24 protein-coding genes are annotated in these 25,672 nt (G+C 68.3%); 1 reads left to right on the forward strand and 23 read right to left on the reverse strand.

The annotated features are described in order from the left end of the window. Positions 1 to 454: 454 nt before the first annotated feature. Complete coding sequence (gene murA / locus ACFXMV_RS15205; RefSeq protein ID WP_378502426.1) at positions 455 to 1,726, reverse strand: UDP-N-acetylglucosamine 1-carboxyvinyltransferase; 1,272 nt, start codon at positions 1,724 to 1,726, stop codon at positions 455 to 457. A gap of 83 nt (positions 1,727 to 1,809) precedes the next feature. Here murA and ACFXMV_RS15210 point away from each other — a divergent pair, with 83 nt between their 5' ends. Then, a complete protein-coding gene (locus ACFXMV_RS15210) occupies positions 1,810 to 2,403 on the forward strand; it encodes a cob(I)yrinic acid a,c-diamide adenosyltransferase (protein WP_378502551.1) in 594 nt (197 codons plus the stop codon). Positions 2,404 to 2,450: 47 nt separating this feature from the next. On the opposite strand, the gene ACFXMV_RS15215 is transcribed toward ACFXMV_RS15210, so the two are convergent. The 22 genes from ACFXMV_RS15215 to argS form a co-directional block, all read right to left on the reverse strand. Next, positions 2,451 to 2,885 (reverse strand): DUF2550 domain-containing protein, encoded by a 435-nt coding sequence (locus ACFXMV_RS15215; protein ID WP_378503081.1) that lies wholly within the window; start codon positions 2,883 to 2,885, stop codon positions 2,451 to 2,453. A gap of 42 nt (positions 2,886 to 2,927) precedes the next feature. Beyond that, complete coding sequence (locus ACFXMV_RS15220; protein WP_378503080.1) at positions 2,928 to 3,296, reverse strand: F0F1 ATP synthase subunit epsilon; 369 nt, start codon at positions 3,294 to 3,296, stop codon at positions 2,928 to 2,930. A 6-nt stretch (positions 3,297 to 3,302) separates the two neighbouring features. Further along, positions 3,303 to 4,751 (reverse strand): F0F1 ATP synthase subunit beta, encoded by a 1,449-nt coding sequence (gene atpD / locus ACFXMV_RS15225; protein ID WP_072753560.1) that lies wholly within the window; start codon positions 4,749 to 4,751, stop codon positions 3,303 to 3,305. A 4-nt stretch (positions 4,752 to 4,755) separates the two neighbouring features. After that, a complete protein-coding gene (locus ACFXMV_RS15230) occupies positions 4,756 to 5,727 on the reverse strand; it encodes a F0F1 ATP synthase subunit gamma (protein WP_378503079.1) in 972 nt (323 codons plus the stop codon). Positions 5,728 to 5,776: 49 nt separating this feature from the next. Then, entirely contained in the window at positions 5,777 to 7,420 is a 1,644-nt protein-coding gene (gene atpA / locus ACFXMV_RS15235; protein ID WP_378499517.1) for a F0F1 ATP synthase subunit alpha, read from the reverse strand. A gap of 67 nt (positions 7,421 to 7,487) precedes the next feature. Then, positions 7,488 to 8,312 (reverse strand): F0F1 ATP synthase subunit delta, encoded by an 825-nt coding sequence (locus tag ACFXMV_RS15240; RefSeq protein ID WP_378499518.1) that lies wholly within the window; start codon positions 8,310 to 8,312, stop codon positions 7,488 to 7,490. Between the two features lie 5 nt (positions 8,313 to 8,317). Next, positions 8,318 to 8,878 (reverse strand): F0F1 ATP synthase subunit B, encoded by a 561-nt coding sequence (locus ACFXMV_RS15245; RefSeq protein WP_378499519.1) that lies wholly within the window; start codon positions 8,876 to 8,878, stop codon positions 8,318 to 8,320. Positions 8,879 to 8,885: 7 nt separating this feature from the next. Then, on the reverse strand, positions 8,886 to 9,134 hold the full coding sequence (locus ACFXMV_RS15250; RefSeq protein WP_027503025.1) for an ATP synthase F0 subunit C: 249 nt from the start codon (positions 9,132 to 9,134) through the stop codon (positions 8,886 to 8,888). Positions 9,135 to 9,203: 69 nt separating this feature from the next. Continuing rightward, positions 9,204 to 9,929: a F0F1 ATP synthase subunit A gene (atpB, locus tag ACFXMV_RS15255; RefSeq protein ID WP_378499520.1), complete on the reverse strand. Its 726-nt coding sequence runs from the start codon at positions 9,927 to 9,929 to the stop codon at positions 9,204 to 9,206. A gap of 412 nt (positions 9,930 to 10,341) precedes the next feature. Next, complete coding sequence (locus tag ACFXMV_RS15260; protein ID WP_378499521.1) at positions 10,342 to 10,818, reverse strand: hypothetical protein; 477 nt, start codon at positions 10,816 to 10,818, stop codon at positions 10,342 to 10,344. 10 nt (positions 10,819 to 10,828) lie between these two features. Continuing rightward, a complete protein-coding gene (locus ACFXMV_RS15265) occupies positions 10,829 to 12,019 on the reverse strand; it encodes a glycosyltransferase family 4 protein (RefSeq protein ID WP_378499522.1) in 1,191 nt (396 codons plus the stop codon). 16 nt (positions 12,020 to 12,035) lie between these two features. After that, positions 12,036 to 13,388, reverse strand: coding sequence for a serine hydroxymethyltransferase (gene glyA / locus ACFXMV_RS15270; RefSeq protein WP_378499523.1), 1,353 nt, complete (start codon positions 13,386 to 13,388; stop codon positions 12,036 to 12,038). Further along, entirely contained in the window at positions 13,385 to 14,053 is a 669-nt protein-coding gene (locus ACFXMV_RS15275) for an L-threonylcarbamoyladenylate synthase (protein ID WP_378499524.1), read from the reverse strand. Before ACFXMV_RS15275 ends, glyA begins: the two co-directional genes overlap by 4 nt. Before the next feature lie 23 nt (positions 14,054 to 14,076). Continuing rightward, the gene (prmC, locus tag ACFXMV_RS15280; protein WP_378499525.1) at positions 14,077 to 14,976 is read right to left on the reverse strand and encodes a peptide chain release factor N(5)-glutamine methyltransferase; all 900 of its coding nucleotides are present in this window, start codon (positions 14,974 to 14,976) and stop codon (positions 14,077 to 14,079) included. Positions 14,977 to 15,074: 98 nt separating this feature from the next. Beyond that, positions 15,075 to 16,154, reverse strand: a complete 1,080-nt coding sequence (prfA, locus tag ACFXMV_RS15285; RefSeq protein WP_378499526.1) for a peptide chain release factor 1 — start codon at positions 16,152 to 16,154, stop codon at positions 15,075 to 15,077. 147 nt (positions 16,155 to 16,301) lie between these two features. After that, a complete protein-coding gene (gene rpmE, locus ACFXMV_RS15290; RefSeq protein WP_027503018.1) occupies positions 16,302 to 16,535 on the reverse strand; it encodes a 50S ribosomal protein L31 in 234 nt (77 codons plus the stop codon). A 244-nt stretch (positions 16,536 to 16,779) separates the two neighbouring features. Next, on the reverse strand, positions 16,780 to 18,840 hold the full coding sequence (gene rho, locus ACFXMV_RS15295; protein WP_378500178.1) for a transcription termination factor Rho: 2,061 nt from the start codon (positions 18,838 to 18,840) through the stop codon (positions 16,780 to 16,782). Between the two features lie 354 nt (positions 18,841 to 19,194). Continuing rightward, positions 19,195 to 20,127: a homoserine kinase gene (thrB, locus tag ACFXMV_RS15300; RefSeq protein ID WP_378500177.1), complete on the reverse strand. Its 933-nt coding sequence runs from the start codon at positions 20,125 to 20,127 to the stop codon at positions 19,195 to 19,197. 29 nt (positions 20,128 to 20,156) lie between these two features. Next, positions 20,157 to 21,245, reverse strand: a complete 1,089-nt coding sequence (gene thrC, locus ACFXMV_RS15305) for a threonine synthase (RefSeq protein WP_378500176.1) — start codon at positions 21,243 to 21,245, stop codon at positions 20,157 to 20,159. Next, the gene (locus ACFXMV_RS15310) at positions 21,238 to 22,551 is read right to left on the reverse strand and encodes a homoserine dehydrogenase (RefSeq protein ID WP_378500175.1); all 1,314 of its coding nucleotides are present in this window, start codon (positions 22,549 to 22,551) and stop codon (positions 21,238 to 21,240) included. The genes thrC and ACFXMV_RS15310 overlap by 8 nt, the downstream gene beginning before the upstream one ends. Beyond that, positions 22,544 to 23,971, reverse strand: a complete 1,428-nt coding sequence (lysA, locus tag ACFXMV_RS15315; protein WP_378500174.1) for a diaminopimelate decarboxylase — start codon at positions 23,969 to 23,971, stop codon at positions 22,544 to 22,546. The genes ACFXMV_RS15310 and lysA overlap by 8 nt, the downstream gene beginning before the upstream one ends. Further along, positions 23,968 to 25,620, reverse strand: a complete 1,653-nt coding sequence (gene argS / locus ACFXMV_RS15320; protein WP_378503078.1) for an arginine--tRNA ligase — start codon at positions 25,618 to 25,620, stop codon at positions 23,968 to 23,970. Before argS ends, lysA begins: the two co-directional genes overlap by 4 nt. Between the last annotated feature and the right edge of the window lie 52 nt (positions 25,621 to 25,672).

The raw sequence follows: 25,672 nt of genomic DNA on the forward strand, positions 1-25,672 counted from the left end.
TCATCGGCACACTGTTGAGTTCTCAAAGAACACGCACACACCATCACCACCAAGAAACTCGTTCTCGGCCGCTCCGGGGCAACTGTTCCAGCCTAGCTGATCTACCCCGCCCGGTCAAAACCGGGCCGAATGATCAAGCAGGCGTTGGGATTTTGTCTGGCGCCTACGTCCAACCTCGTGTCCCCGGCCTCTCGGCCCGGGTCGGTGTCCGTGTCGCTCTGACTCGACAAAAGTTACGCGGCGGCGAACGCTGTGGCAAATCGCCATGTCGCGCCCCACTCGCCCCAGAAGTTCCCAGGTCAGGGCCCCGCTCCTGCCGTCAAAACCCGTTGTTCGAAGAATTTCACCGGCTGTGACGCCGGACACCATCAATGGCGTCCCCGCGAAACGAGCGAAAGGCGCCGTCGCCCGCGAGATCGCGGACGACGACGCCCTTCAACGGGAGCAGGTTCGATCAGCCGGCTACTGCAGGGGCAGGCACCCGCTCGATGGCGCCGCCGAGGTCCGTCAGGTTCTCCACGAATCTCGGGTACCCGCGATCGATGTGGAAGACATCGTTCACCTCGGTGATGCCATCCGCGACGAGGCCTGCCAGCACGAGACCCGCGCCCGCCCGGATGTCCGAGGACCACACGGGAGCACTCGAGAGCTGCGGGATGCCGCGGACCACCGCGTGGTGACCGTCGGTGCGGGCGTCGGCGCCGAGCCTGATCATCTCCTCCACAAAACGGAAGCGTGCCTCGAATACGTTCTCGGTGATCATCGAGGTCCCGTCGGCCACCGCGGCCAGCCCGATCGCCATCGGCTGCAGGTCGGTGGGGAATCCCGGGTACGGCAGGGTCGCGTAGTTCACCGCGGTCGGCCTGCCCTCCTGCACGATCCGGAATCCGTCCGTCTCCATGGTCACCTGCGAGCCCGCGGACCGGAGCTTGTCGAGCACGAGCGAGAGGTGCTTCGGGTTGACCCCACGCACCCGCACGTCACCCCGGGTCATTGCGGCGGCGATCCCCCACGTCGCCGCGACGATCCGGTCGCCGATCACCCGGTGTGTGGTCGGCTGCATGGTCTTCACGCCCCGAATGGTCAGCGTCGTGGTGCCCGCGCCCTCGATCTGGGCGCCCATCCGCCTGAGCATGTTGCACAGGTCCACGATCTCGGGTTCGCGGGCGGAGTTGTCGATGACGGTCTCGCCCTTGGCGAGCACCGCCGCCATCAGGATGTTCTCGGTCGCACCGACCGACGGGAAGGCCAGGCGGATGGTGGCACCGTGCAGGTCGTCCGCCTCCGCCACCACACACCCGTGCTGGATCTCGCTGCGCGCCCCGAGCAGTTCCAGTCCGGACTGATGCATGTCGAGGGGTCGTGATCCGATCGCGTCGCCGCCCGGGAGCGCGACCACCGCACGCCTGCACCGCGCGACCAGCGGACCGAGGACGCACACCGACGCCCTGAACTGGGTCACGGCGGGGAAGTCGGCGTGGTACTTCGGCTCGGCCGGCGTCGTGATGCGCGCCTCGTCGCCCTCGAGCACCACCTCGCAGCCGAGCCCGCGCAGTACCTCCGCCATCAACGGGACGTCGAGGATGTCCGGGCAGTTGGTGATGGTGGTGGTGCCCTCCGCCAGGAGAGCCGCCGCCATCAACTTCAGGACGCTGTTCTTCGCGCCGCCCACCGAGACCTCACCCGTCAGCCTGTTGCCGCCGGTGACAAGAAAGCGTTCACTCACAGTGCGACAGCCTAGTCAGCCTCGATGCGCCCGCCGACCGCGACCGGTCCCGATTCGATCTGGGCGAGCGGTACCGTGACGTCATGTCCGTACACCTGACCCGCATCTACACCCGCACCGGCGACGACGGCACCACCGGTCTCAGTGACTTCTCCCGGGTATCGAAGAACGACCCGCGGCTGATCGCGTACGCGGACTGCGACGAGGCCAATGCCGCCCTCGGCGTGGCGCTCGCGCTCGGCGCGCCGGGGCCCGCACTCGTCGACGTGCTGCGCCAGATCCAGAACGACCTGTTCGATGCGGGCGCGGACCTGTCCACCCCGGTCGTCGCGGAGCCGAAGTACCCGCCGCTGCGGGTCACCACCGGATACATCGACCGCATCGAGCGGTGGTGCGACGAGTACAACGAGTCGCTGACTCCGCTGAACTCCTTCATCCTCCCGGGCGGCACCGCCCTTGCGGCGCTCCTGCACGTGGCGCGCACCGTGGTGCGGCGCGCGGAACGCTCGGCGTGGGCGGCGGTGGATGCGGCCCCAGACGACACCAGCGCGCTGCCGGCCAAGTACCTGAACCGGCTCTCCGACCTGCTGTTCATCCTGAGCCGCGTCGCGAACCCGGAGGGCGACGTGTTGTGGAAGCCGGGCGCGGGCGGCACCGAATCCCCCGGCGCACACTGAAAACGAGAAAACCCCGGCCGCGGGCCGGGGTTGAGGTGTGACGGACGTCAGGCCGGACGGCCTCGCATGGACCGTCCAGAGGGACGCGATTCCACCCAGGACAGGAACGCGGTGAGGGCGCCGGAATCGAGCGCCACCTCATAGCCGTGATCGCCGTCCTGCACCGACAGGATCACGATCTCGTCGGTCATGATGTCGAACTCGGTGTCGCGGGGCGCGCGCCGATCCCCCACCTCGATGCCCTGCCTGCTGATCCGCGAGTCGGGTCCGGGCCGGAGGCTGGACAGCTTGTAGAAGACGAGGTCCTCCTCGCCGTACCGGATGACGCCGTGCCGCCAGCCCTGCCCGCCGACAGCAGGCGTCGGACGGACGATCGCCGCGGTACCGCCGCGGCGAAGCACCCCCAACCGGTACACGAAAGCCGCGACGAGCGCCGCGAGCAGGACCACCAGAACGAAGAGAACTATCACTCCAGTGGTCACTGCTCGTCGGCCTTGCTCGTCGCGGCTATCGGCTACTACCGGTCAGGCCCGCTCGACGGCGCGCAGCTGACCCTTGGCGATCGCGATCGCCTCCAGGTCGGCCCGCTCATCCGTCAGCACGGTCTTGGCGGCCTCGACATCGACGTCACCGGCGAAGTCCGCGGACTCGGCCAGGATCGTGACGGTGGTGCCCGTCACCGAGAGGAAGCCACCGTGCACCGCGGCGACAACGCGCTCGCCGTCGGCGGTGGTGATGGCGACCACGCCTGCCTCGATCAGCTGTCCGAGGACCGGCTCATGTCCGTACATGATGCCGATCTCGCCCTCGGTGGTCTGAGCACTGACGAGCGTCGCCGAACCCGACCACAGCCGCTGCTCGACGGCAACCAGCTCAACAGTCATCTCAGCCATCGTCGACTACTTCCCGGCGATCTTCTTGGCAGCGGCCTCGACGTCGTCGAGTCCACCGCAGCTGTTGAACGCCTGCTCGGGCAGGTGATCGAACTCGCCCTTGCAGACGCGGTCAAACGCCTCGATGGTGTCGCGCAGCGGCACCACGGAACCGGCCTCACCCGTGAACTTCTCGGCCACGATGAAGTTCTGGCCGAGGAACTTCTGGATACGGCGCGCGCGGCCGACGAGGATCTTGTCCTCTTCCTGCAGCTCGTCCATACCGAGGATGGCGATGATGTCCTGCAGCTCCTTGTACTTCTGCAGGATCCGCTTGACCTCGTTCGCGACGCGGAAGTGCTCCGCACCGACGATGCCCGGCTCCAGGATGCGCGAGGTCGACGTCAGCGGGTCCACAGCGGGGTAGATACCCATCTGCGAAATCGGACGCGAGAGCTCGGTGGTCGCATCGAGGTGCGCGAAGGTGGTCGCGGGCGCCGGGTCGGTGTAGTCGTCGGCGGGGACGTAGATCGCCTGCAGCGAGGTGATCGAGCGGCCACGGGTCGAGGTGATGCGCTCCTGGAGCTCACCCATCTCGTCCGCCAGCGTCGGCTGGTAACCCACGGCGGAGGGCATACGACCCAGCAGGGTCGAGACCTCGGAGCCGGCCTGCGTGAAGCGGAAGATGTTGTCGATGAAGAGCAACACGTCCTGGTTCTGCACATCGCGGAAGTACTCCGCCATGGTCAGCGCCGACAGGGCGACGCGCATACGCGTTCCCGGCGGCTCGTCCATCTGACCGAACACAAGGGCGGTGTCCTGGAGAACGCCCATCTCGGCCATCTCGAGGTGGAGGTCCGTGCCCTCACGGGTGCGCTCACCGACGCCAGCGAACACCGAGGTTCCGGAGAACTCGCGGGCGATACGGGTGATCATCTCCTGGATCAGAACGGTCTTGCCGACGCCGGCGCCACCGAACAGACCGATCTTGCCGCCCTTGACGTACGGGGTCAGCAGGTCGATGACCTTGATGCCGGTCTCGAGGATCTCGGTCTTGCCCTCGAGCTGATCGAAGGCGGGGGGCTTGCGGTGGATGCCCCACTGCTCGCCGTCGCGACCGAGGCCCGGGGTGTCGAGGCAGTCACCGAGGGCGTTGAACACGTGGCCCTTGACGACGTCACCGACGGGAACCGAGATCGGCTTGCCGGAGTCGACGACCGCCGCGCCGCGGACCAGGCCGTCGGTCGGCTGCATCGAAATGGTGCGCACCAGGTTGTCGCCCAGGTGCTGCGCCACCTCGAGGGTCAGCGTCTTCGCGACCGTCGGCAGAGTGACCTCTGCGTTCAGGGCGTTGAACAGAGCGGGAACGGCGCCACGCGGGAACTCAACGTCCACAACGGGACCGATGACCCGCACGACCCGGCCGGACGTGGTGCCCGAGCCGTTCGCGTTGGTTTGGGTTACTGCTGCGGTCATGTGTCTAGTCACTTCCTGCGCTCGAGGCGAGCGCATTCGCGCCACCGACGATCTCGCTGATTTCCTGGGTGATCTGGGCCTGGCGAACCTGGTTGGCCTGACGGCTCAGGGTGTTCACCAGCTCGTTTGCGTTGTCCGTTGCCGCCTTCATGGCGGTACGACGTGAAGCCGACTCCGAGGCCGCCGCATCGAGCAGCGAGGAGTAGATCCGGGTGCTGATGTACTTCGGCAGCAGCGCCGAGAGCAACGTCGCGGCCTCCGGCTCGAAGTCGTACTGCGCCGTCGGCTGAGCACCGTTCGAATCGGAGAGCATGTCGTCCCCGAGTTCGAAGTTCTCGTCCTTGTACTCGACCTCGAGCGGAGCCATCCGCCGGACCTCAGGCGTCTGGGTCAGCATCGACACGAAGCGGGTGTAGACGATGTGGAGTTCGTCCACGCCCTCGACGGTGCCCTCGCCGTTGTACGCGGCAACTTCGGTGCCCGACCCGGCCATGAAGAGCTCGACCAGGTGCCTGCTCGCCTTCGCGGCATCCGCGTAACCCGGCTGCTGAGAGAACCCGGTCCAGGCGCCCTTCAGATCACGATCACGGAAGGTGTAGTACGTGAGGCCCTTCGCGCCCATCGCGTACAGCACCGGCTCCTTGCCCTCGGAGCGCAGCAGCTGCAGCAGCTCCTCCGCCTCCTTGAGGACGTTGGAGTTGTAGCCGCCGCACATACCGCGGTCGCTGGTGACGACCAGCACGGCAGCCCGCTTGGGCTCCGGCCGCTCGTTCAGCAGCGGATGGTCGAGCGACCCGGAGGCGCTCGCCAGCGCGGAGAGCACCTTGGTGATCTCCTCGGCGTAGGGCTTCGACGCCGCAACCCTGGCCTGAGCCTTGGTGATGCGGGAGGTCGCGATCAGCTCCTGCGCCTTGGTGATCTTCTTGGTCGAGTTGACTGACTTGATACGTGAGCGCAGTTCGCGCAGGCTTGCCATCTACTCAGTCACACTCCCTTCCCACGAGATTCCGACACGGCAGTCACACTCACTTGCTGACGTGCTTGCGAGTGACGGAAACCTGCTCCTGGCTGACCTCGTCCGCACCGAGGGTCGAGGCCGCGGCCTCGTTGACCACGCGGCTGCCGTCGGCGGCGATGAAGCCTTCCTTGAACTTGTCGGTCGCGGCCTTGAGGGCAGCGATCGAGGTCTCGTCGAGGGCCTTGCCACCCTTGATCGACTCGTAGACCGAGCCCGCATTGCGGTGCAGGTCCTCGAGCAGCTCGGACTCGAAGCGGCGGACGTCGCCGACCGGCACCGAGTCGAACACGCCTTCGCCGGCCAGGTAGATCGAGATGATCTGGTCCTCGACGGCGATCGGGGAGTACTGGTCCTGCTTGAGCAGCTCGACGAGGCGCTGTCCACGCTCGAGCTGAGCCTTGGAGGCGTCATCCAGGTCGGAGGCGAAGGCCGAGAAGGCCTCCAGCTCGCGGAACTGGGCCAACTCGAGACGCAGCGAACCGGAGACCTTCTTCATGCCCTTGGTCTGCGCGGCGCCACCGACTCGGGAAACCGAGATACCCACGTTGATCGCGGGGCGGATGCCCTTGTTGAACAGGTCGGACTCGAGGAACACCTGACCGTCGGTGATGGAGATGACGTTGGTCGGGATGTAGGCCGAGACGTCGTTGGCCTTGGTCTCGATGATCGGCAGTGCGGTCAGCGAGCCGCCGCCGAGCTCGTCGGAGAGCTTGGCCGAGCGCTCCAGCAGGCGGGAGTGCAGGTAGAACACGTCACCGGGGTACGCCTCGCGGCCCGGCGGACGACGCAGCAGCAGCGAGATGGCGCGGTACGCCTCGGCCTGCTTGGTCAGGTCGTCGAACACGATGAGGACGTGCTTGCCCTGGTACATCCAGTGCTGGCCGATGGCCGAACCGGTGTACGGGGCGAGCCACTTGAAGCCGGCCGAATCGGAGGCCGGGGCCGCGACGATGGTGGTGTACTCCATCGCGCCCTGCTCCTCGAGGGCCTGCTTGACGCCCGCGATGGTGGAGCCCTTCTGGCCGATCGCGACGTAGATGCAGCGAACCTGCTGCTTCGGGTCGCCGGTCGCCCAGTTGGCCTTCTGGTTCAGGATGGCGTCGACGCAGACCGCGGTCTTGCCGGTCTTACGGTCGCCGATCACCAGCTGGCGCTGTCCGCGGCCGATCGGGGTCATCGCGTCGATGGCCTTGATGCCGGTCTGCAGCGGCTCCTCGACGGGCTGACGCTCGAGCACGGTCGCGGCCTGCAGCTCGAGGGCGCGGTTCTCGGTGCTCTCGATGTCGCCGAGGCCGTCGATGGGCTGGCCGAGCGGGTTCACCACGCGGCCGAGGAAGGCGTCGCCGACCGGCACGGACAGCACGTCGCCGGTCCGCTTGACCTGCTGGCCCTCTTCGATGTGCTCGTAGTCGCCCAGGATGACGGCACCGATCTCGGTGGCATCCAGGTTCAGCGCCACGCCGAGCACGCCGCCGGGGAACTCCAGCAGCTCGTTGGCCATCGCCGAAGGCAGGCCGGTGACGTGCGCAATGCCGTCACTGGTGTCGGACACCGCTCCGACCTCCTCGCGGGAGGCCTCCGGGGAGTAGCTCGCGGTGTAGTTCTCAATCGCGCTACGGATCTCGTCGGAGGAGATCGTCAGCTCCGCCATGTTTTTCCTGCTCTCGGTATCTGGTCTTCGAATATCTGGAGTTTGAGGTCGGACGCGAACGCCGGGACTACTTGAGGGTCTTGCGCAGTGACGCGAGACGTCCCGCCGCACTGCCGTCGATGACCTCGTCGCCCACGCGAACGACAAGGCCGCTCAGGAGCTCGGGGTCGACCTCCACGTGCACGGTGACCGGCTTGCCGTAGGTGCGGGACAGGGTCGCGGCGAGCCGCTCCTCCTGCTCGGCGGACAGCGCCGAGGCGCTGCGCACGTGTGCGACCGCCTTGTCGCGTCGCGCCGCCGCCAGTTCCGACAGCTCGTTGAAGGCATCCGCGGGTGCGGTCCGCAACCGGCCGGCCACCTGGTTTGCCAGGGCCTCGGTGATCGCGGTGACCTTGCCGTAGAGCAGCTTGGACAGCAGTTCACGCTTGGCCGCGGTGGGCGTCGCGCGATCCGACAGGGCCTGCTCGAGGCTGGAATTACCCGCCACGATGCGGCCGAGCCGGAAGAGCTCGTCCTCGACGGTGTCGAGCTGACCCTGATCGTCGGCCGCCTTGAGCAGCGACTCCCGACCGAGCAGCACCAGCGAGTTCCGCAGGTCAGCCGAGCTCGACCAGTCCTGGGACACGGCCGCCTTGAGCGTCGCGATGGCCTCGGCCGAAACCTTGGCCGAGAACACCTGCTCGGCCAAGGCCTGCCGAACCGCCGCGGGGGCCGAGGGGTCGGACAGCGCGCCGCGAAGCGTGCGCTGACCGTCGAGAACCTCGACCGCCGAGAACAGCTCGGCACCGGTCTGTGCCGCAGCGGCAGTCGCCGCGCCGGCCGAAACTCCGGCCAACGCTGATTCCAGGGCGCTCCTCGTATGAGTCAGCGCCTCACGGCTTGCTGCGTACATGGTGCTCACTTTCCGGCTGCGGAGTCAGCGCTGACGGCGTCCAGTTCGCTGAGGAAACGGTCGATCGAACCCGACCGCTTGACCTCGTCGGCCAGCGACTCGCCGATGACCTTCTCGGCCAGATCGACCGCGGTCTTGCCCAGGTCGCTGCGCAGTTCGGTGACGATCTGCTGACGCTGAGCGGCGAGCTGGCTGCTGCCTGCGGCCACGATGCGGTCGCTCTCCGCCTGTGCCTGGACCTTCATCTCGGCGATGATCTGCTGGCCCTGGGTGCGGGCATCCTCACGGATGGCCGCGGCCTCGGTCCGTGCCTCGGCGAGCTGGGCGCGGTACTGCTCCAGCGTCTCCTTGGCCTCGGCCTGAGCGTCTTCGGCGCGCTTGATGCCGCCCTCGATCTGCTCGGTACGGTCCGCCAGCACCTGCTGGAACTTCGGAAGGATGTACTTCCAGAAGACGAAGCCGATGATAGCTACGCAGACCGCCGACCACACGATGTCGTAGGTCGCGGGGACGAGAGGATTGATGTCCTCGCCCTCCGCGGCTGCGATCAATGCAATGGTTGACATGGCGAGATCAGAAAATGAAGCCGGCGACGAGGCCGATCAGCGCGAGGGCCTCGGTGAATGCGATACCGAGGAACATGTTGGTACGGATCTGGCCGGCCAGCTCGGGCTGACGTGCGATGCCCTCGATGGCCTTGCCGACGACGATGCCCACACCGATGCCGGGGCCGATGGCCGCGAGGCCGTAGCCGATGGCGCCGTAGCCCTTGCCGGTGGTCGTCTGCTCAACGGCTTCCTGTGCCAGGTACGCGAGGCTCATTTGGTTTCCGTTCCCTTTCCGTTGCCCACCGCCGGGATCGGCGAATGGGTCAGTTTGTGTGTAGTGCGGTCAGTGCGAGTCGGCGTGCAGCGCCAGGTCGATGTACACGGCGGTCAGCAGGGCGAAGACGTACGCCTGCAGGAAGATCACCAGCATCTCGAAGAGGGTGAATCCGAAGCCGGCTGCCAGCGAGAACACGCCGAAGATCTTCATCCCGGCTGCTGCCTCGAAGAAGAAGAACTGCGTGGCGCTGAAGAACAGCACGAGCATGATGTGGCCGGCCAGCATGTTGGCCATGAGTCGGACGGTCAGCGTGAACGGCCGGAGGATGAACGTCGAGATGAACTCGATCGGGATCAGCAGGACGTGCAGCGCAATCGGGACGTTCGGGACCACGATGCTGCTCTTCACGTACTTGAAGAAGCCGTACTTCTTGATGCCCACGTAGTTGAACGTGACGTACGCGAGCGCTGCCAGCACGATCGGCATGCCGACGCGGGCGTTCGAGGAGATGTTCAGGAACGGGATGATGCTCGACGCGTTCAGGAACAGCACGGTGAAGAAGATCGTGGTGATCACGGGCAGGAAACGCTTGCCCTGCTCCTTGCCGAGCACCTCGTCCGCGATCTGGTTCTTGACGAATCCCAGGCCCATCTCGGCGAGGTTCTGCACGCCACGCGGCACGAGCTTCGGGCTGCGCATCGCGATCACGAAGAAGGCGAGGAGCACCAGCGTCATGAGGATGCGGATGAGCATCAGCCGGTCGAGCTCGAAGGGCGTGCCCTCGAACAGCACAGCGGGAGGGAAGAAGTCTGCAAGTGACGGCGGATGGAACTCCGCGGCCAGGGTGGTGACGCTCAGCGGTCTCTCCCGTAGTCGTGGCCGCAGGCGGCATCGCCTGCGGTTCGATCGGACATTGACGATCTAACAAGTCGACAAGGTCGGCTCGCGTATTCGTCAGCTGCTGTGGCCGATTGGCTCGGCCCCGCGTCTGTCGGTGTCGGCGGACTGTCGTCGACTCGGTGTTCCGCGACGTGCCGGCTCCGAACACGCTGGAGTGGCAATCGTGGTCACCTGCGAGGATGCCGGTCCTGCGAAATGTGTGTTTCGCGTTGTTCCCGCACTCGCTTGGGCCTGACCCTACCAATACAACTACGACGTTGTGTAGATGGGGGTCCGGCTTGACCGATTACGACAGGTCGTCGTACTACTTTTCGTCGGATTCGGGCTCACCGGCCGGGCCGTCCGGCTGTGCGGGCGTCACGTAGGGCACCTTCACCTTGAGCAGCCCGTAGGTCTCGGCGCCGAGCACGATCACCAAAGCGAGCACCATGACGATGACGAGCGCCTGCTTGCTGTAGAAGTCCATGCCCTTGAGCACGCCCAGCACCAGGATCGCCAGGATCATTTTGAGCAGCCAGCTGCCGAGCAGGACCGCGCCGGAGGTGGCGGGCGGGAGCTTCTCGGTGAACAGCACGGCCAACGCGGTGCACAGGATGAAGCCACCGCCGACGGCGACGCCGATCAGCGCACCCCACAGGCCCGGCAGACCAGCGGCGACGGTGGCGAGGATCGAGCCGACCACCGCGAGCGCGATCAAGCCGATCACGCCATAGCGAACCGCTGCACGCAGCGGGGCGGACTGGTCGGGCACGGGTTCCGGAGAGAAGGTCACGGTCTGCAAGCCTAGCGGTCTACCGCTCGCGCGCTCGATCGCGTCCGGGAATCTGCTTCAGGCGCAGCGACGGCACGGCGGTGACGACCAGCGCGAACACCAGCCCGCCCGCCACCAGCAGCACCACGATCCGCCGGTCCAACAACGCCGATCCCACCGCGCCGAACGCGAGCACCCCGACCCACAAATAGATCAGCAGCACCACGCGCCGGTGCGAATGCCCGATCTCCAGCAGCCGGTGGTGCAGGTGCATCTTGTCCGGGGCGAACGGGCTACGGCCCGCTCTGGTCCGCCGCACCACCGCGAGCAGCAGGTCGAGGATCGGGATGAACATGACGGCACCCACCAGCAGCAGCGGCGTCAGCAGGCCGAGGATGTCCCTGGTGCCGTAGGCGCTGAGCGGGATCCGGCCGGAGGCGCTGGTGGAGATGGCCGCCAGCATCAGGCCGATCAACATCGAGCCCGAGTCCCCCATGAAGATCCGGGCGGGCTGGAAATTGTGTGGCAGGAAGCCCAGGCACGCGCCCGCGAGCGCGGCGGCCAGCATCGCGGGCGGATACGCGCTCACGTCGCCGCCCTGGTCGTGCAGCAGGCCGACCGAGAACACACAGATCGCCAACGCGGCGATCAGACCGAGACCGGCCGCCAGCCCGTCGAGGCCGTCGACGAAATTCATCGCGTTGATCATCACGACGGCGATCAGCACCGTCACCAGGCCCGACTGGAGCTGGTCCAGAACCAGCGTGGTGCCGTTGAACGGCAGGTACAGCACGAACCAGCTGACCCCCATCACCACCAGCACGCCCGCGGCGGTGACCTGTCCGACGAACTTCGTCAGCGCGTCCAGTCCCCACCGGTCGTCGATGATGCCGACCAGCACGATCACGCCGCCGGAGACGAGCGCCGCCGGGATGTCCTTGGTGTTGTAGTCGAATCCCCTCGCCAGTGCGGGCAACTGCTGTGCGAACAGCAGGGCCGCGACGAATCCGACGTACATGCCGACGCCACCGAGCCTGGGCGTCGGCTCGACGTGCACGTCGCGATCGCGCGGGATCGCCACCGCCCCGAACCTGAGGGCGAGCAACCGGACGGCCCCGGTCGCCAGGAACGTGATGACCGCCGCGGTGAAGAGCACCAGCAGCAGTTCCCTGATCGGGACCCCGGCCCCTCGGCCCGACTGGGCGAGCAATTCGGAATGGGCGGCGATCACGTCGAAGAGGCTACCGTCACCGCGCGCCGTCCCCCGTCGCTGCACTCTTCCGAGTTGCCGGCCGGGGATAGGCCGGCTTCCGCGCCACCAACTCCGACACCTGATGTGCGACGTCCGCCAACTCGGCGTCGCCCGCGGTGGTGCCGTCCTCGGCCCGCACCGCCCTGGCGATCAGCGCACCGACGGCCGCGCAGTCATCGGCGTCGAATCCCTGCGTGGTCACCGCGGCCGATCCGACCCTGATCCCGGACGCCACCATCGGCGGCGCCGGGTCGTACGGGATCGCGTTCTTGTTCAACGTGATTCGGGCGGCATCGCTCCGACGCTCGGCCTCTGCCCCGGTCACCCCGAGCTCGCGCAGGTCCAGCAGTGCCAGGTGGGTGTCGGTGCCGCCGGACACCGCGCGCATGCCGCCTGCCTCGAGCGCCTTGGTCAGAGCCGCCGCGTTGTCGACCACGCTCGAGGCGTAGGCCCGGTAGTCCTCGCTCGCGGCTTCCTTCAGGGCCACCGCCTTGGCCGCTATCGAGTGCATGAGCGGGCCACCCTGGCTGAAGGGGAACACCGCCTTGTCGATGGCCTTGGCGTGCTCGGCCTTGCACAGCAGCATGCCGCCCCGCGGTCCGCGCAGCACCTTGTGGGTGGTCGCGGACACGACGTCCGCGTACGGCACCGGCGACGGGATCGCCCCGCCCGCCACCAGGCCGATGAAATGCGCGGCGTCGACCCAGAGGATCGCGCCCACCTCGTCGGCGATCTGGCGGAACTTCGCGAAGTCGATCAGGCGCGGATACGCGGTGGCACCGGCGACGATGATCCGCGGCCGGTGGGTCAGCGCGAGGTCGCGGACCTCGTCGTAGTCGATGAGCTCGGTGGACTTGTGCACGTGATACGGGATCGGTGTGAACCACTTGCCGGAAAAGCTCACCTTGGACCCGTGGGTGAGGTGGCCACCGTGCGGCAGGCTCATTGCCAGCACCGGGTCGCCCGGCTGCGCGAACGCGGCGTACACGGCGAGGTTGGCGCTGGCACCCGAATGCGGCTGTACGTTGGCGTGCTCGGCGCCGAACAGCACCTTGGCCCGCTCGATTGCCAGAGTCTCGGCGCGGTCCACCTCGGCGCAGCCGCCGTAGTACCGGCGGCCCGGGTAGCCCTCGGCGTACTTGTTGCTCAGCGTCGACCCCAGCGCCGCCAGCACCGCGGGGCTGGTGAGGTTCTCGCTCGCGATCAGTTGCACACCACCGCGCAGCCGGTCCAGCTCGGCGAGCGTGATCTCGGCGATCTCCGGGTCGGTCCGCTCCAGTTCGGCAAAGTCCGGCCCCCAGAACACCTGCTCGGCAGAGCCCGGTCCCTGAGATCCCGTCCCGGTCATTCCGGTACCCGTCCCGGCTGCAAGCTCTCGCGCGTGACCCCGAGCACGTCCGCGATGTCCGACACGGGGACCGCGCCCTCGCGCAGGATCCGCGGCTCGTCGGCCGTCAGGTCCACGATCGTCGACGCCACCGCGTGCTTCGCGGGGCCACCGTCCAGGTACACCGACGCCGCGCTGCCGAGCTGGTCGCGGGCCTGCTCGACGGTGGAGGCCGGTGCGTGCCCGGAGATGTTCGCGCTGGACACCGCGAGCGGACCCACTTCCCGCAACAGCTCGAGGGCCACCGGGTGCAGCGGCATCCGCAGCATCACCGTCCCCCTGGTGTCGCCCAGGTCCCACGCCAGCGAGGGCGCTTGCTGGACAACGAGACTCAGTCCCCCGGGCCAGAATGCGCGGATCAGCTCGCGCGCCTGCGGCCGCACCGTGAAGACGAGTCCGTCGATGGTGTTCCACGAGCCGACGAGCACCGGCACGGGCATGTCCCGTCCGCGGCCCTTGGCGTTCAGCAACGAGGTGACGGCCTCGCCGTCGAAGGCGTTGGCCGCAAGGCCGTAGAGGGTGTCGGTCGGCAGGACGACCAGGCGCCCGGCCTTGAGCGAATTCGTCGCGGCCGTGATGCCCGCCTCGCGCGAATCGGTCTGCCTGCAGTCGTAGACGATGCTCACTCCCCCATCCTTCCATCCGGCGGTCAGTGCCCGCGAGCCGCCTCGGCGTCGGTCGCGACCCTGCGGGCGACGACAAACCGCGGTTTGCCCGCCAGGTCCGGATGCTCGGCGACCTCGCCGAACACCCGCCGCTCCCGCAGCAAGGCCGCCACCTGACCGCCGTTGGTGTCGTCGTGTTCGATGGCCAGCGCGCCGCCGATCTTCAGCCAGCGCGCGATGTTGGAGACCATCGGGGTGATCACCGACAGGCCGTCCGGCCCGCCGAACAGCGCCAGGTGCGGGTCGAAGTCCGCGACCTCGGGGTCGAGCTCGGCACCCTCCGGGATGTACGGCGGGTTCGACACCACGATGTCGACCTTGCCCTCGAGCTCGGTGAGCAGCGAACGGTCGGTGACGTCGCCCTGATGCAGGGTGATCGGGGTGTCGCCCTCGTTCGCCCTGGCCTCGGCATTGCGGCGGGTCCAGGCCAAGGCGGCAGGATCCAGCTCCACCGCGTGCACGACCGCGTCCGGACGGGCGTTGGCGAGCGCAAGGGCCAGGGCCCCTGTGCCCGCGCACAGGTCGAGGATCACCGGCGGGTGCGCCGAATGACCCTCGAGGAACGCGAGTGCCCAGGCGAACAGCAGCTCGGTCTCCGGCCGGGGCACGAAGACTCCGGGACCGACCTGGAGGTCGATGTCGCCCATCCACGACACGCCGGTGAGGTACTGCAGCGGAACCCGTTCGGCGCGCCGGGCCACCAGCGCGCGGTACCGCTCGATCACCTCCGGATCGACGAGCGGTACCAGTCCGAGCCTGGTGCGTTCGACCCCCACGACGTGGGCGGCGAGCAGTTCCGCGTCGGTGCGCGGACTGTGCACGCCCGCCTCCTCGAGCAGCTTGGTGGCCTCGAGGATCGCAAGGCGGAGGGGTTGACGGCTCACCCGTTCAGCCTGCCATGGGTCGGCCTCGGAACGCCGCATTACCCGACCGCGCCTGGTGCGGCCACGCCCCCGAATTTCGAGCGACCTGCAAGCAGTCGCTACTCGACTGCGAGCCGGGCTTCCCGGTCCGACTTGCCGAGCGCGTCCAGCAGCGCATCCAGGTCGCCGTCGAGGACGGCATCGAGGTTGTGCGCCTTGAACCCGATGCGGTGATCGGTGATCCGGTTCTCGGGGAAGTTGTACGTGCGGATGCGCTCGGAACGGTCCACGGTGCGCACCTGGCTCTGCCTGCCCGCCGACGCCTCGTCGGCCGCGGCCTCCTCCGCCGCGGCCTGCAGCCGGGCCGCGAGCACCTGCATCGCGCGGGCCTTGTTCTGCAGCTGCGAACGCTCGTTCTGGCAGGTCACGACGATGCCCGTGGGCAGGTGGGTGATGCGGACCGCGGAGTCGGTGGTGTTGACGCCCTGGCCGCCCTTGCCCGAGGACCGGTAGACATCGATGCGCAGATCGGTCTCGTCGATCTGCACCTCCTCGACCTCCTCCGGCTCCGGGTAGATCAGCACGCCCGCCGCCGAGGTGTGCACGCGGCCCTGCGACTCGGTCACCGGCACGCGCTGGACGCGGTGCACGCCGCCCTCGAACTTGAGCCGGGCCCAGACACCGTCGCGGGTGTCGCCCTTCGACTTGATCGAGAGGGTCGCGTCCTTGTAGCCGCCGAGATCGGAGATGTTGGCGTCGAGGACCTCCACCCGCCAGCCGTGCCGCTCGGCGTAGCGCAGGTACATCCGGGCCAGGTCGGACGCGAACAGCGCCGACTCCTCGCCACCCTCGCCCGATTTCACCTCGAGCACCACGTCGTCGCCGTCGTGCGGGTCGCGCGGCGCGAGCAGATCGGTGAGGGCGACGTCGAGCTCGGCGACCTTGGCCTCGAGCTCGGGTACCTCGGCGGCGAAGCTCGAGTCGTCGGCGGCCAGCTCCCTCGCCGCCTCCAGGTCCTCGCGCGCGGCCTGCAGCTTGGTGTGGGTCGCCATGATGGGAGCGAGCTCGGCGAACCGCTTGCCGACCCGGCGCGCCGCCGAGGGATCGTTGTGCAGGGACGGGTCGGACAGCTGCAGTTCGAGGCCGGCGTGCTCGGCCAAGATGTCATCGATCGCCGACGGCTGGGTGGTCCCCGCCATGGTTCGCTCCTCGGTTGTGGCATCCCGCGGGGATGCCGGGCAGTGCGATGGGTGTTGCAGGCGACGGGTGGGGCGCGTTGCAGCACAGGTACAAAAAAGCCGACGCCCGGCCTGCAGTGGAACACAGGACGGGCGTCGGCGGCACAGCTAGCTGTCGGCGTCGGCCTTCTTGCCGGCGCGCTTGCCGTAGCGAGCCTCGAAGCGGGCGACGCGTCCACCGGTGTCGAGGATCTTCTGCTTGCCGGTGTAGAACGGGTGGCACTGCGAGCAGACCTCGACGTTGATGCGTCCGGACTCCTTGGTGCTGTGGGTCTCGAACGTGTTACCGCAACCGCAGACGACGGTGGTCGCCACGTAGTTGGGGTGAATTCCTGCCTTCATGGTGTCCCTTTCAGTGGTCGCCGGGTCGGCTTCGCCAATCGAAGCCGTGAACCGGAACCGGACATTGTTGTGCTCGCACGCGGCGAGTGCCGCGGGCGCGGTGGTTCATTCTGCCAGAACGCGCGCATCAAGTCCTAACGACCATCCGCCGCGATCTGTTCCCGACCGGCGCGGACGCCCCTGGGCGAAACGGCTGCGGCCCGGGAACCATCCGGTTCCCGGGCCGCAGCGCCGAATCAGCCGACTAGTCGTTGTCGCCCATCGCGCCAGGTGCGGTCTTGGAGACCTCCATCAGGAACTCGACATTGCTCTTCGACTTCTTGAGCCGGTTGACAAGCAGGTCGATGGCCTGGTGGGTATCGAGACCCGAGAGCACGCGGCGCAGCTTGTGCACGACCGCGAACTCGTCCGGGTTCATCAACAGTTCGTCCTTGCGGGTGCTGGACATGTTGACGTCGACCGCGGGGAACACCCGACGCTCGGCGATCTTGCGGTCGAGCTTGAGCTCGGCATTGCCGGTGCCCTTGAACTCCTCGAAGATCACCGTGTCGCCGGTGGAACCGGTCTCGACCAGTGCGGAGGCGATGATCGTGAGCGAGCCGCCGTTCTCGATGTTGCGCGCCGCACCGAGGAACCGCTTCGGCGGGTACAGCGCGGTCGAGTCGACACCACCGGACAGGATTCGTCCGGAAGCGGGCGACGAGTTGTTGTACGCGCGTCCCAGGCGAGTGATCGAGTCCAGCAGGACCACCACGTCCCGACCGTTTTCGACCAACCGCTTGGCCCGCTCGATGGCGAGTTCGGCAACCGAGGTGTGGTCTGACGGCGGGCGGTCGAAGGTGGAGGCGATGACCTCACCCTTGACCGAGCGCTGCATGTCGGTGACCTCTTCGGGTCGCTCGTCGACCAGAACCACCATGAGGTAGCACTCGGGATTGTTGGTGGCGATGGCGTTCGCGATGTCCTGAATCACCGTCGTCTTGCCCGCCTTCGGGGGCGAGACGATCAACGCGCGCTGACCCTTGCCGATCGGCATGACCAGATCGATGACGCGGGTGGAGATGACGTTCGGCGTGGTTTCGAGGCGCAGCCGCTGGTTCGGGTACAGCGGTGTCAGCTTGCCGAACTCGGGCCTGCGCCTGGCCGCCTCGACGTCGCCGCCGTTGACGGTGTCCAGGCGGACCAGCGGGTTGAACTTCTGACGCTGGCTGCCGCCGCCGCCCTCACCCTCACGGGCGACGCGGACGGCACCGGTGATGGCGTCGCCGCGACGGAGCCCGTTCTTGCGGATCAGGTTCATCGAGACGTAGACGTCGTTCGGACCGGCCAGGTAGCCGGAGGTCCGCACGAAGGCGTAATTGTCGAGCACGTCCAGGATGCCTGCGACCGGCTGCAGGACGTCGTCCTCGCGGATCTCCAGGTCGCGGTCGACACCGGCGCCGCCACCCTCGCCGCGGTCGCGTCCACGACGACGCTCACGGAACCGGCGTCCCCGCCGACCCCGGCCGTCCTCGTCATCGCCGCCGCGGTTGTCGTTACGACCCTCGCCGCGCGGGCCGTTGCCGCCCTGGTTGCGCTCACCCTGATTGCGCTCGCCCTGATTGCGCTCGCCCTGGCCACGCTCACCCTGGTTGCGCTCACCCTGGTTGCGCTCGCCCTGGCCACGCTCACCCTGGCCACGCTCACCCTGGTTGCGGTCGCCCTGATTGCGCTCGCGACGGTTGCGGTCGGCGCCCTGATCCTGACGCGGCTGCCGGTCGCCGCCCTGTTCACCGGCCGGGGTCGTCGACGCGGTCGACTCACCCTGCTCGGCCGAACCGGCCTGACGAGAGGACCCGCGGCGCTGCCGGTTTCGGCGTCCGCCCTGATCGCCCTCGGCGGCGTCGGCCTGCTGTCCGGCCTGCCGCTCCGTCGCGGCAGGAGCCGACTCGGCGGCGGGGGCAACCTCGGCGACCCGCTGCGGCGCGGTCGCGACCTCGCTCACCTCGGCCTTGACCGGGGCTGCCTTGGGAGCCGCGGACTTGGTTGCCGCGGAGCCGCCCTGGCGCTCCTTGATGGCCGCGATCAGGTCGCCCTTACGCAGGCCGGAAGTTCCCTTGATGCCGAGCTCGGACGCGAGTCCACGCAGCTCGGCCAACACCATTCCGGACAGGCCGGAACCGCGTCGCGCGTCGGCGCGCTTGGTGGACGCAGCCACGGCGCCGCCGGTGGTTTCTGAAGTTTGTGCAGTGCCGCCGGCCTGGCCCGCCGCGGAGTCAACCGGGGAATCGAGAACAGGTGTGGCGATCAGGTCCGTATCGGTCACGGAGATCCTTTCCTTCCCTCGCTCGCGCGGCGCGAAGTCGAGGGTTCGTCCCGAGGCTCAGATTCACTGAACTCGGTTATGCCGGACATGTTCGCTGGATGGAACTATCGGCTCGTCCGCCCCCGTGGCCTCGCAAGCAGGCACGTTCCAAGTCGATCACCGCGGAATTCACGCGAGGGAATCGAGCCAGATGCGTCTACTCCTGCTTCAGCGGTCCCGCGATCCGGGAGCCTCGATTCGGAGTGAATGCCCTGGTAGAACACCGGCGTCTGATGCGCACGATGGGCGAACGACCCTCAGGATAGCCTCGAACCGAGCCATGGGCAAGGACCGACCTTCCGGTGCGCCGCGCGATCAGTAGACCTGGACGCCGTCCGCCACGCCGAGCTCGAGCACCGCGAGTCCGTCCGATTCCGCCTTCTGACGGAGTTCGTCCGGGAAAGCCGCGGTGGACAGAGCCAGCACGGTTGGACCCGCGCCAGACACCGTCGCCGCGATGCCTGCCTGGCGCAGCGTGGCGATCCAGCGCGTGGTCAGCGGCAATGCCGAGGCCCGCTGGCTCTGGTGCAGTCGGTCCTCGGTTGCCGCCATCAGCAGGTCCGGGCGGCTGGTCAGCGCGACCACGGCCAGCGCTCCCCTGCTGACGTTGAAGGCCGCATCTGCATGCGGGACCTGTTCCGGGAGCAGGCCCCGGGTGTGTGCCGTCGAGGAACGCTCCGACGGCACCAGTGCCACCACCCGGATGTCGGGATGCACGTCCACGCGGACCGCGGCGAAGGTTCGCGGCGAGTCCGCGTCGCCGGTGTCCTCGCTCCAGGACACCACGGCGCCGCCGAGCACGCTCGCGGACGCGTTGTCCGGATGGCCCTCGAACTCGGAGGAGAGCTGGACCAGCTGTTCCTGGCTGAGCACCAGCGTCGGGTCGAGCTTGCTCGCCAGCCCGTTCGCCACCGCGAGCCCACCCACCGCGGCGGAGGCCGAGGAGCCGAGTCCTCGCGAATGCGGAATCGCATTGCGGCACACCACGTCCAGACCTCCGGCCCAGACGCCGATCGACTCGAGACCGCGCTCGATCGCACGCACGACCAGGTGCGACGGGCCCCAGGGCACGTCCTCGGCGCCCTCGCCCTCCACCCGGATCGACAGCCCCGCACCGGTCGTCGTCACGGTGATCTCGTCGTACAGCCCCAGGGCCATGCCCAGCGTGTCGAAGCCCGGCCCGAGGTTCGCCGTCGATGCGGGCACACGTGCGGTGGCGGTCAGCCCGGCGGGCAGCGTTTGAGTCATCGTGCTCCCTCCGATGCGCGGTTCGGCCACTAGACGAGCTCGAGCGCTGCGGCCACGGCCACCGGATCGACCGGAATCGGCTGCACAGCAGGCATTCCCGCGAGCGCCGTGTCGGGGTCCTTGAGCCCGTTACCGGTCACCGTGCACACGACGGTGAGCCCGGAATCCAGCCAGCCCTCCTTGCGCGCGGCGAGCAGTCCCGCCACGGATGCGGCGGACGCCGGTTCGACGAACACGCCCTCGGTGCGGGCGATCAGCCGGTACGCCTCGAGGATCTCCTCGTCGGTCGCGGCGCGGAACGCACCGTTCGACTCCTCCTTGGCTGCGACCGCCCCGTCCCAGGACGCGGGCGAACCGATGCGGATGGCGGTGGCGATGGTCTCGGGGTCCTTGACCGGGGCACCGTGCACCAGCGGCGCCGCTCCCGCGGCCTGCACGCCGAGCATCCGGGGACGGACCGTGGTGATCCCGTCCGCGAAGTACTCCGAGTACCCGCGCCAGTACGCGGTGATGTTGCCCGCGTTGCCGACCGGGAGGGCGTGCACGTCGGGGGCCTTGCCCAGCGCGTCGCAGATCTCGAACGCCGCGGTCTTCTGGCCCTCGATGCGCACCGGGTTCACCGAGTTGACCAGGCCGATCGTCGGGAACTCCGCCGTGGTCTTGCGGGCCAGCTCGAGGCAGTCGTCGAAGTTGCCCTCGACCTGGATGATCTTGGCGCCGTGCATGACCGCCTGGGCCAGCTTGCCCATCGCGATCTTGCCCTGCGGCACCAGCACCGCGCAGGTCATGCCCGCGACGGCGGCGTAGGCCGCGGCCGAGGCCGAGGTGTTGCCCGTCGAGGCGCACAGCACGGCCTTCTGACCGCGGGCGAGCGCGTCGGTGACGGCCATCGTCATACCGCGGTCCTTGAACGACCCGGTCGGGTTGAGGCCCTCGACCTTGAGGTGGACCTCGCAGCCGGTGATCTCGGACAGGTAGGCCGCGGGCAGCAGCGGGGTGCCACCCTCGCGCAGCGTGATCGTCTTCCAGTTCGGCCCGATGGCGAGTCGATCGCGATACGCCTCGATCAGCCCCGGCCAGGGCGTGTGAACGGGGGTGTGCAGGCGGGGGCTATTCACTGGAACCTTCCAATCGGAGAACGCTGGTGACCGCGGTCACGAACTCGAGTTTGCCGAGGGCCGCAACGGTTTCGGACAGTGCCGCATCGGTCGCCCGATGGGTGACCACGATCAGCCCGGCACCGCTGCCCATGCCCTCCTGCCGGACCGTCGAGATGCTGACGTCGTGCTTGGCGAACTCCGCCGCGACCGCGGACAGCACGCCTGCACGGTCCGCGACCTGCATGTTGACGTAGTAACGGGTGGGGATCTCGCCGATCGGGGCGATCTTGAGGTCGGCGTACTTCGACTCCCGGGGGCCACGGCCGCCGTGCACCCGGTTCCTGGCCGCCATCACCAGGTCGCCCATCACGGCCGACGCGGTCGGCGATCCGCCCGCACCCTGCCCGTAGAACATCAGCCTGCCCGCGGCCTCGGCCTCGACCACGACCGCGTTGAAGGCGCCGTTCACCGACGCGAGCGGGTGATCGAGCGGCACCAGCGCCGGGTACACCCGGGCGGAGATCCGCTCCGATCCGTCGGCGCCGTTGATCCGCTCACAGATCGAGAGCAGCTTGATCGTGCAGTTCAGCGACTTGGCCGCCTCGAGGTCCGCCGAGCTGATCTTCGAGATGCCCTCGCGGTACACGTCGGCGGCGGTGACGCGGGTGTGGAATGCGATCGACGCCAGGATCGCGGCCTTCGCGGCGGCGTCGTAGCCCTCCACGTCCGCGGTCGGATCGGCCTCGGCGTAGCCGAGCCTGCCCGCCTCGGCGAGCGTGTCGGCGTAGTCCGCGCCGGTCTCGTCCATCGCGGAGAGAATGAAGTTGGTGGTGCCGTTGACGATTCCGGCGACCTTGTTGACCCGGTCGCCCGCGAGCGACTGGGTGAGCGGACGGATCACCGGGATCGCACCCGCGACCGCCGCCTCGAAGTACAGGTCGACCTGCTTGTTCTCGGCCGCCTCGGCGAGCTCACCGGTGTAATCGGCCAGCAGCGCCTTGTTCGCGGTGACCACCGACTTGCCGGAGCCGAGCGCGGCGAGGATGAGCTTGCGGGGCACCTCGATGCCGCCGATCACCTCGACGACGATGTCCACATCCGCGCGCGCGACCAGAGAATCCGCGTCGGTCGTCAGCAACTCGGCTGGCACGCCGCGGTCGCCTTCGATACGGCGCACCGCGATACCGCGCAGCACCACCGGCGCACCGACTCGCGCTTCGAGTTCGCGGGCGTGCTCGCGCAGAATGCGCACGACCTCGCTGCCCACGTTGCCGAGGCCGAGGACCGCCACACCGATCGCGGCGTTGCCACTCGGTTCAGTCATGTTGCTGTACCTCCAAGCTGAGCAGATCTTCCACTGTTTCCCTGCGCAAGATCAGTCGGGATCGACCGTCTCGCACCGCGACCACGGCGGGCCGGGTGAGCAGGTTGTAGCGGCTGGACATCGAATAGCAGTATGCGCCGGTGGCGGCCACCGCGAGCAGGTCGCCCGCGTCGACGTCATCGGGCATCCAGGCATCCCGGATGACGATGTCGCCGCTCTCGCAGTGCTTTCCCACCACGCGGGCAACCACCGGGTCGGCCACGCTGTCGCGCGACACCAGACGCGAGTCGTACTCGGCCTGGTACAGCGACGTGCGGATGTTATCGCTCATCCCGCCGTCCACGCTGATGTATCGCCGGGTTGCCTTGCCGTCCAGGCGCACATCCTTGATCGTGCCGACCTCGTAGAGCGTCACGGTTCCCGGTCCGGCGATGGCGCGGCCCGGTTCCACCATCAGGGTCGGCACGGGAAGGCCTGCCGCGGCCGACTCGGTGGCGACGATGTTCGCAAGCTTCGCGGCGAGCTCGTCCACCGGCGGCGGGTCGTCGCTCGCGAGGTACGAGATCCCCAGTCCGCCACCGAGGTCGATGATCGAGACCTGAGAGGTCTTCTCGACACCGAATCCGTCGACGATCGCCCGCAGCAGACCGATCACCCGGTGCGCAGCGAGCTCGAAACCGTCGACGTCGAAGATCTGCGACCCGATGTGGCTGTGCAGGCCGACCAGCCTGAGGTTGTCTGCCTCGAACACCCGGCGGACCGCGTCGAGCGCGTCGCCCCCGGAGAGCGAGAAGCCGAACTTCTGGTCCTCGTGAGCGGTGGCGATGAACTCGTGGGTGTGTGCCTCGACGCCGACCGTGACGCGGATCAGCACCTCCTGCACGACACCGGCTTCGGCGGCCACGGCGTCGAGACGGTCGATCTCCGCCGTCGAGTCCAGGACGACGTGTCCGACACCGGCGGACACCGCGGCCCGCAGTTCGGCAACGGATTTGTTGTTGCCGTGCATCGTGATCCGCTCGGCCGGGAACCCACCGTGCAGCGCGACGGCCAGCTCGCCGCCGGACGCGACGTCCATCGACAGGCCCTCGTCGGCGACCCACCGGGCGATCTCGGCGGACAGGAACGCCTTGGACGCGTAATGCACCCGCTCGGGTGAGCCGAAGGCACGGGCCATGTCGCGGCACCGGGACCGGAAGTCGTCCTCGTCGACGACGAACAGCGGGGTGCCGTACTGCTCGGCCAACTCCGTGACGGGCACCCCGGCCAGCCGGACCACGCCGTCCTCGCCGCGGGCGGCGTTACGGGGCCAGACGGCGGCGGGCAGCTCGGTCAGCTCCGCCGGGGACTCCGGTCGCGGCGGCAGTCCGGGCGCGTGCGGGATCTCGGCGTGCTTGGGCCCCGCCGGATGCGCGCTCACATCCGCTCCGGTGCGCTGACGCCGAGCACGGCCAGTCCGTTGGCGAGCACCTGGCGGGTCGCCGCGCACAGGGCCAGCCTGGCCGTGTGCAGGTCACCCGCGGGCTCGTCGCCCTGCGGCAGCACCCGGCAGTCGGTGTAGAACCGGTGGTAGGTGCCGGCCAGCTCCTCCATGTACCGGGCGATCCGGTGCGGTTCGCGCAGCTCGGCGGCGGCCGCCACCACCTTCGGGTAGTCGCCGATGGTCCGGATCAGGTCGCCCTCCCTGTCGTGGGTGAGCAGCTCCAGCTTCGGGTTCTCGGTGGAGATGCCCAGCTCGGACGCGTTCCGGCCGAGCGAGGCGAGGCGGGCGTGCGCGTACTGCACGTAGTAGACGGGGTTCTCGCTGGTGGTACTCGCCCACAGCTCGAGGTCGATGTCCAGGCTCGAGTCGACGGACGACCGGATCATCGCGTACCGGGCCGCGTCGACGCCGATCGCCTCGACCAGGTCGTCGAGGGTGATGACGGTGCCCGCGCGCTTGCTCATCTTCACCGCGACGCCGTCGCGGACCAGGTTCACCATCTGCCCGATCAGCACCTCGACGGTGTCCGGGTCGTCGCCGAACGCGGCGGCCGCGGCCTTGAGCCGGCCGATGTAACCGTGGTGGTCGGCGCCGAGCATGTAGATGCACAGGTCGAAGCCGCGCGAACGCTTGTCCTGGAAGTAGGCGATGTCGCCGGCGATGTAGGCGGCGTTGCCGTCGGACTTGATGACGACGCGATCCTTGTCGTCACCGAAGTCGGTGCTCTTGAGCCACCAGGCGCCGTCCTCCTCGTAGAGGTTTCCGGAGGTCTTGAGGGTCGCGACGGCCGACTCGACCGCACCGGACTCGAACAGCGAGTTCTCGTGGAAGTACACGTCGAAGTCGGTGCCGAACTCGTGCAGGGTCTTCTTGATGTGGTCGAACATCAGCGCCACCCCGACGGCGCGGAAGGCCTCCTGGCGATCGCCATCGGACAGGCTCAGCGCGTCCGGCCGCTGACGCAGCACCTCGGCGGCGATGTCGGAGATGTAGGCCCCCGCGTAGCCGTCCTCGGGCGCGGGCTCGCCGCTCGCCGCGGCGATCAGCGAACGAGCGAAACGGTCGATCTGGGCGCCGTGGTCGTTGAAGTAGTACTCGCGGGTGACGTCGGCGCCCTGGGCCGCCAGGATCCGTCCGAGCGCGTCACCGACCGCCGCCCACCTGGTCCCGCCGAGGTGGATCGGCCCGGTCGGGTTCGCCGAGACAAACTCGAGGTTGACCCGCCTGCCCGCCAGCGCCTGGGACGAGCCGAAGCCGTCACCTGCGGCGATGGCGTTCGCGACGATGACACCCTGAGCGGCCGCGGCCAGTCGGATGTTGAGGAAGCCGGGACCGGCCACCTCGACGGTCTCGATGCCGTCGGTCGCCGTCAGCGCCTCCGCCAGCCAGGTCGCCAGCTCACGCGGATTGGCGCCCGCCTTCTTGCCGACCTGCATGGCCACGTTGCTGGCGTAGTCCCCGTGCTCGGGGTTGCGTGGGCGTTCGACGGCGAGCGTCGCCGGGAGGACGCTCGTGTCGAGCCCACGCTCGGCGAGGACCTTCGCGGCGGTCCCTCGGAGCAGTTCGGCAAGGTCGGCAGGAGTCACAGGTATCTATCCTATGGTCTGGCCGTTCAAAGCCTGCGCTCAGGCACTGAAC

The organism is Rhodococcus sp. NPDC059179, assembly GCF_042754885.1.
Taxonomy (GTDB): domain Bacteria; phylum Actinomycetota; class Actinomycetes; order Mycobacteriales; family Mycobacteriaceae; genus Rhodococcus_G.

Bases quoted from the DNA above. Each gene is read 5' to 3' on its own strand.
- ACFXMV_RS15210 (WP_378502551.1), top strand. From the start codon at position 1,810: ATGTCCGTACACCTGACCCGCATCTACACCCGCACCGGCGACGACGGC.
- ACFXMV_RS15220 (WP_378503080.1), bottom strand. From the start codon at position 3,296: ATGGCTGAGATGACTGTTGAGCTGGTTGCCGTCGAGCAGCGGCTGTGG.
- atpD (WP_072753560.1), bottom strand. From the start codon at position 4,751: ATGACCGCAGCAGTAACCCAAACCAACGCGAACGGCTCGGGCACCACG.
- ACFXMV_RS15230 (WP_378503079.1), bottom strand. From the start codon at position 5,727: ATGGCAAGCCTGCGCGAACTGCGCTCACGTATCAAGTCAGTCAACTCG.
- atpA (WP_378499517.1), bottom strand. From the start codon at position 7,420: ATGGCGGAGCTGACGATCTCCTCCGACGAGATCCGTAGCGCGATTGAG.
- ACFXMV_RS15240 (WP_378499518.1), bottom strand. From the start codon at position 8,312: ATGTACGCAGCAAGCCGTGAGGCGCTGACTCATACGAGGAGCGCCCTG.
- ACFXMV_RS15245 (WP_378499519.1), bottom strand. From the start codon at position 8,878: ATGTCAACCATTGCATTGATCGCAGCCGCGGAGGGCGAGGACATCAAT.
- ACFXMV_RS15250 (WP_027503025.1), bottom strand. From the start codon at position 9,134: ATGAGCCTCGCGTACCTGGCACAGGAAGCCGTTGAGCAGACGACCACC.
- glyA (WP_378499523.1), bottom strand. From the start codon at position 13,388: ATGACCGGGACGGGATCTCAGGGACCGGGCTCTGCCGAGCAGGTGTTC.
- prfA (WP_378499526.1), bottom strand. From the start codon at position 16,154: ATGGCGGGGACCACCCAGCCGTCGGCGATCGATGACATCTTGGCCGAG.
- rpmE (WP_027503018.1), bottom strand. From the start codon at position 16,535: ATGAAGGCAGGAATTCACCCCAACTACGTGGCGACCACCGTCGTCTGC.
- thrB (WP_378500177.1), bottom strand. From the start codon at position 20,127: ATGACTCAAACGCTGCCCGCCGGGCTGACCGCCACCGCACGTGTGCCC.
- ACFXMV_RS15310 (WP_378500175.1), bottom strand. From the start codon at position 22,551: ATGACTGAACCGAGTGGCAACGCCGCGATCGGTGTGGCGGTCCTCGGC.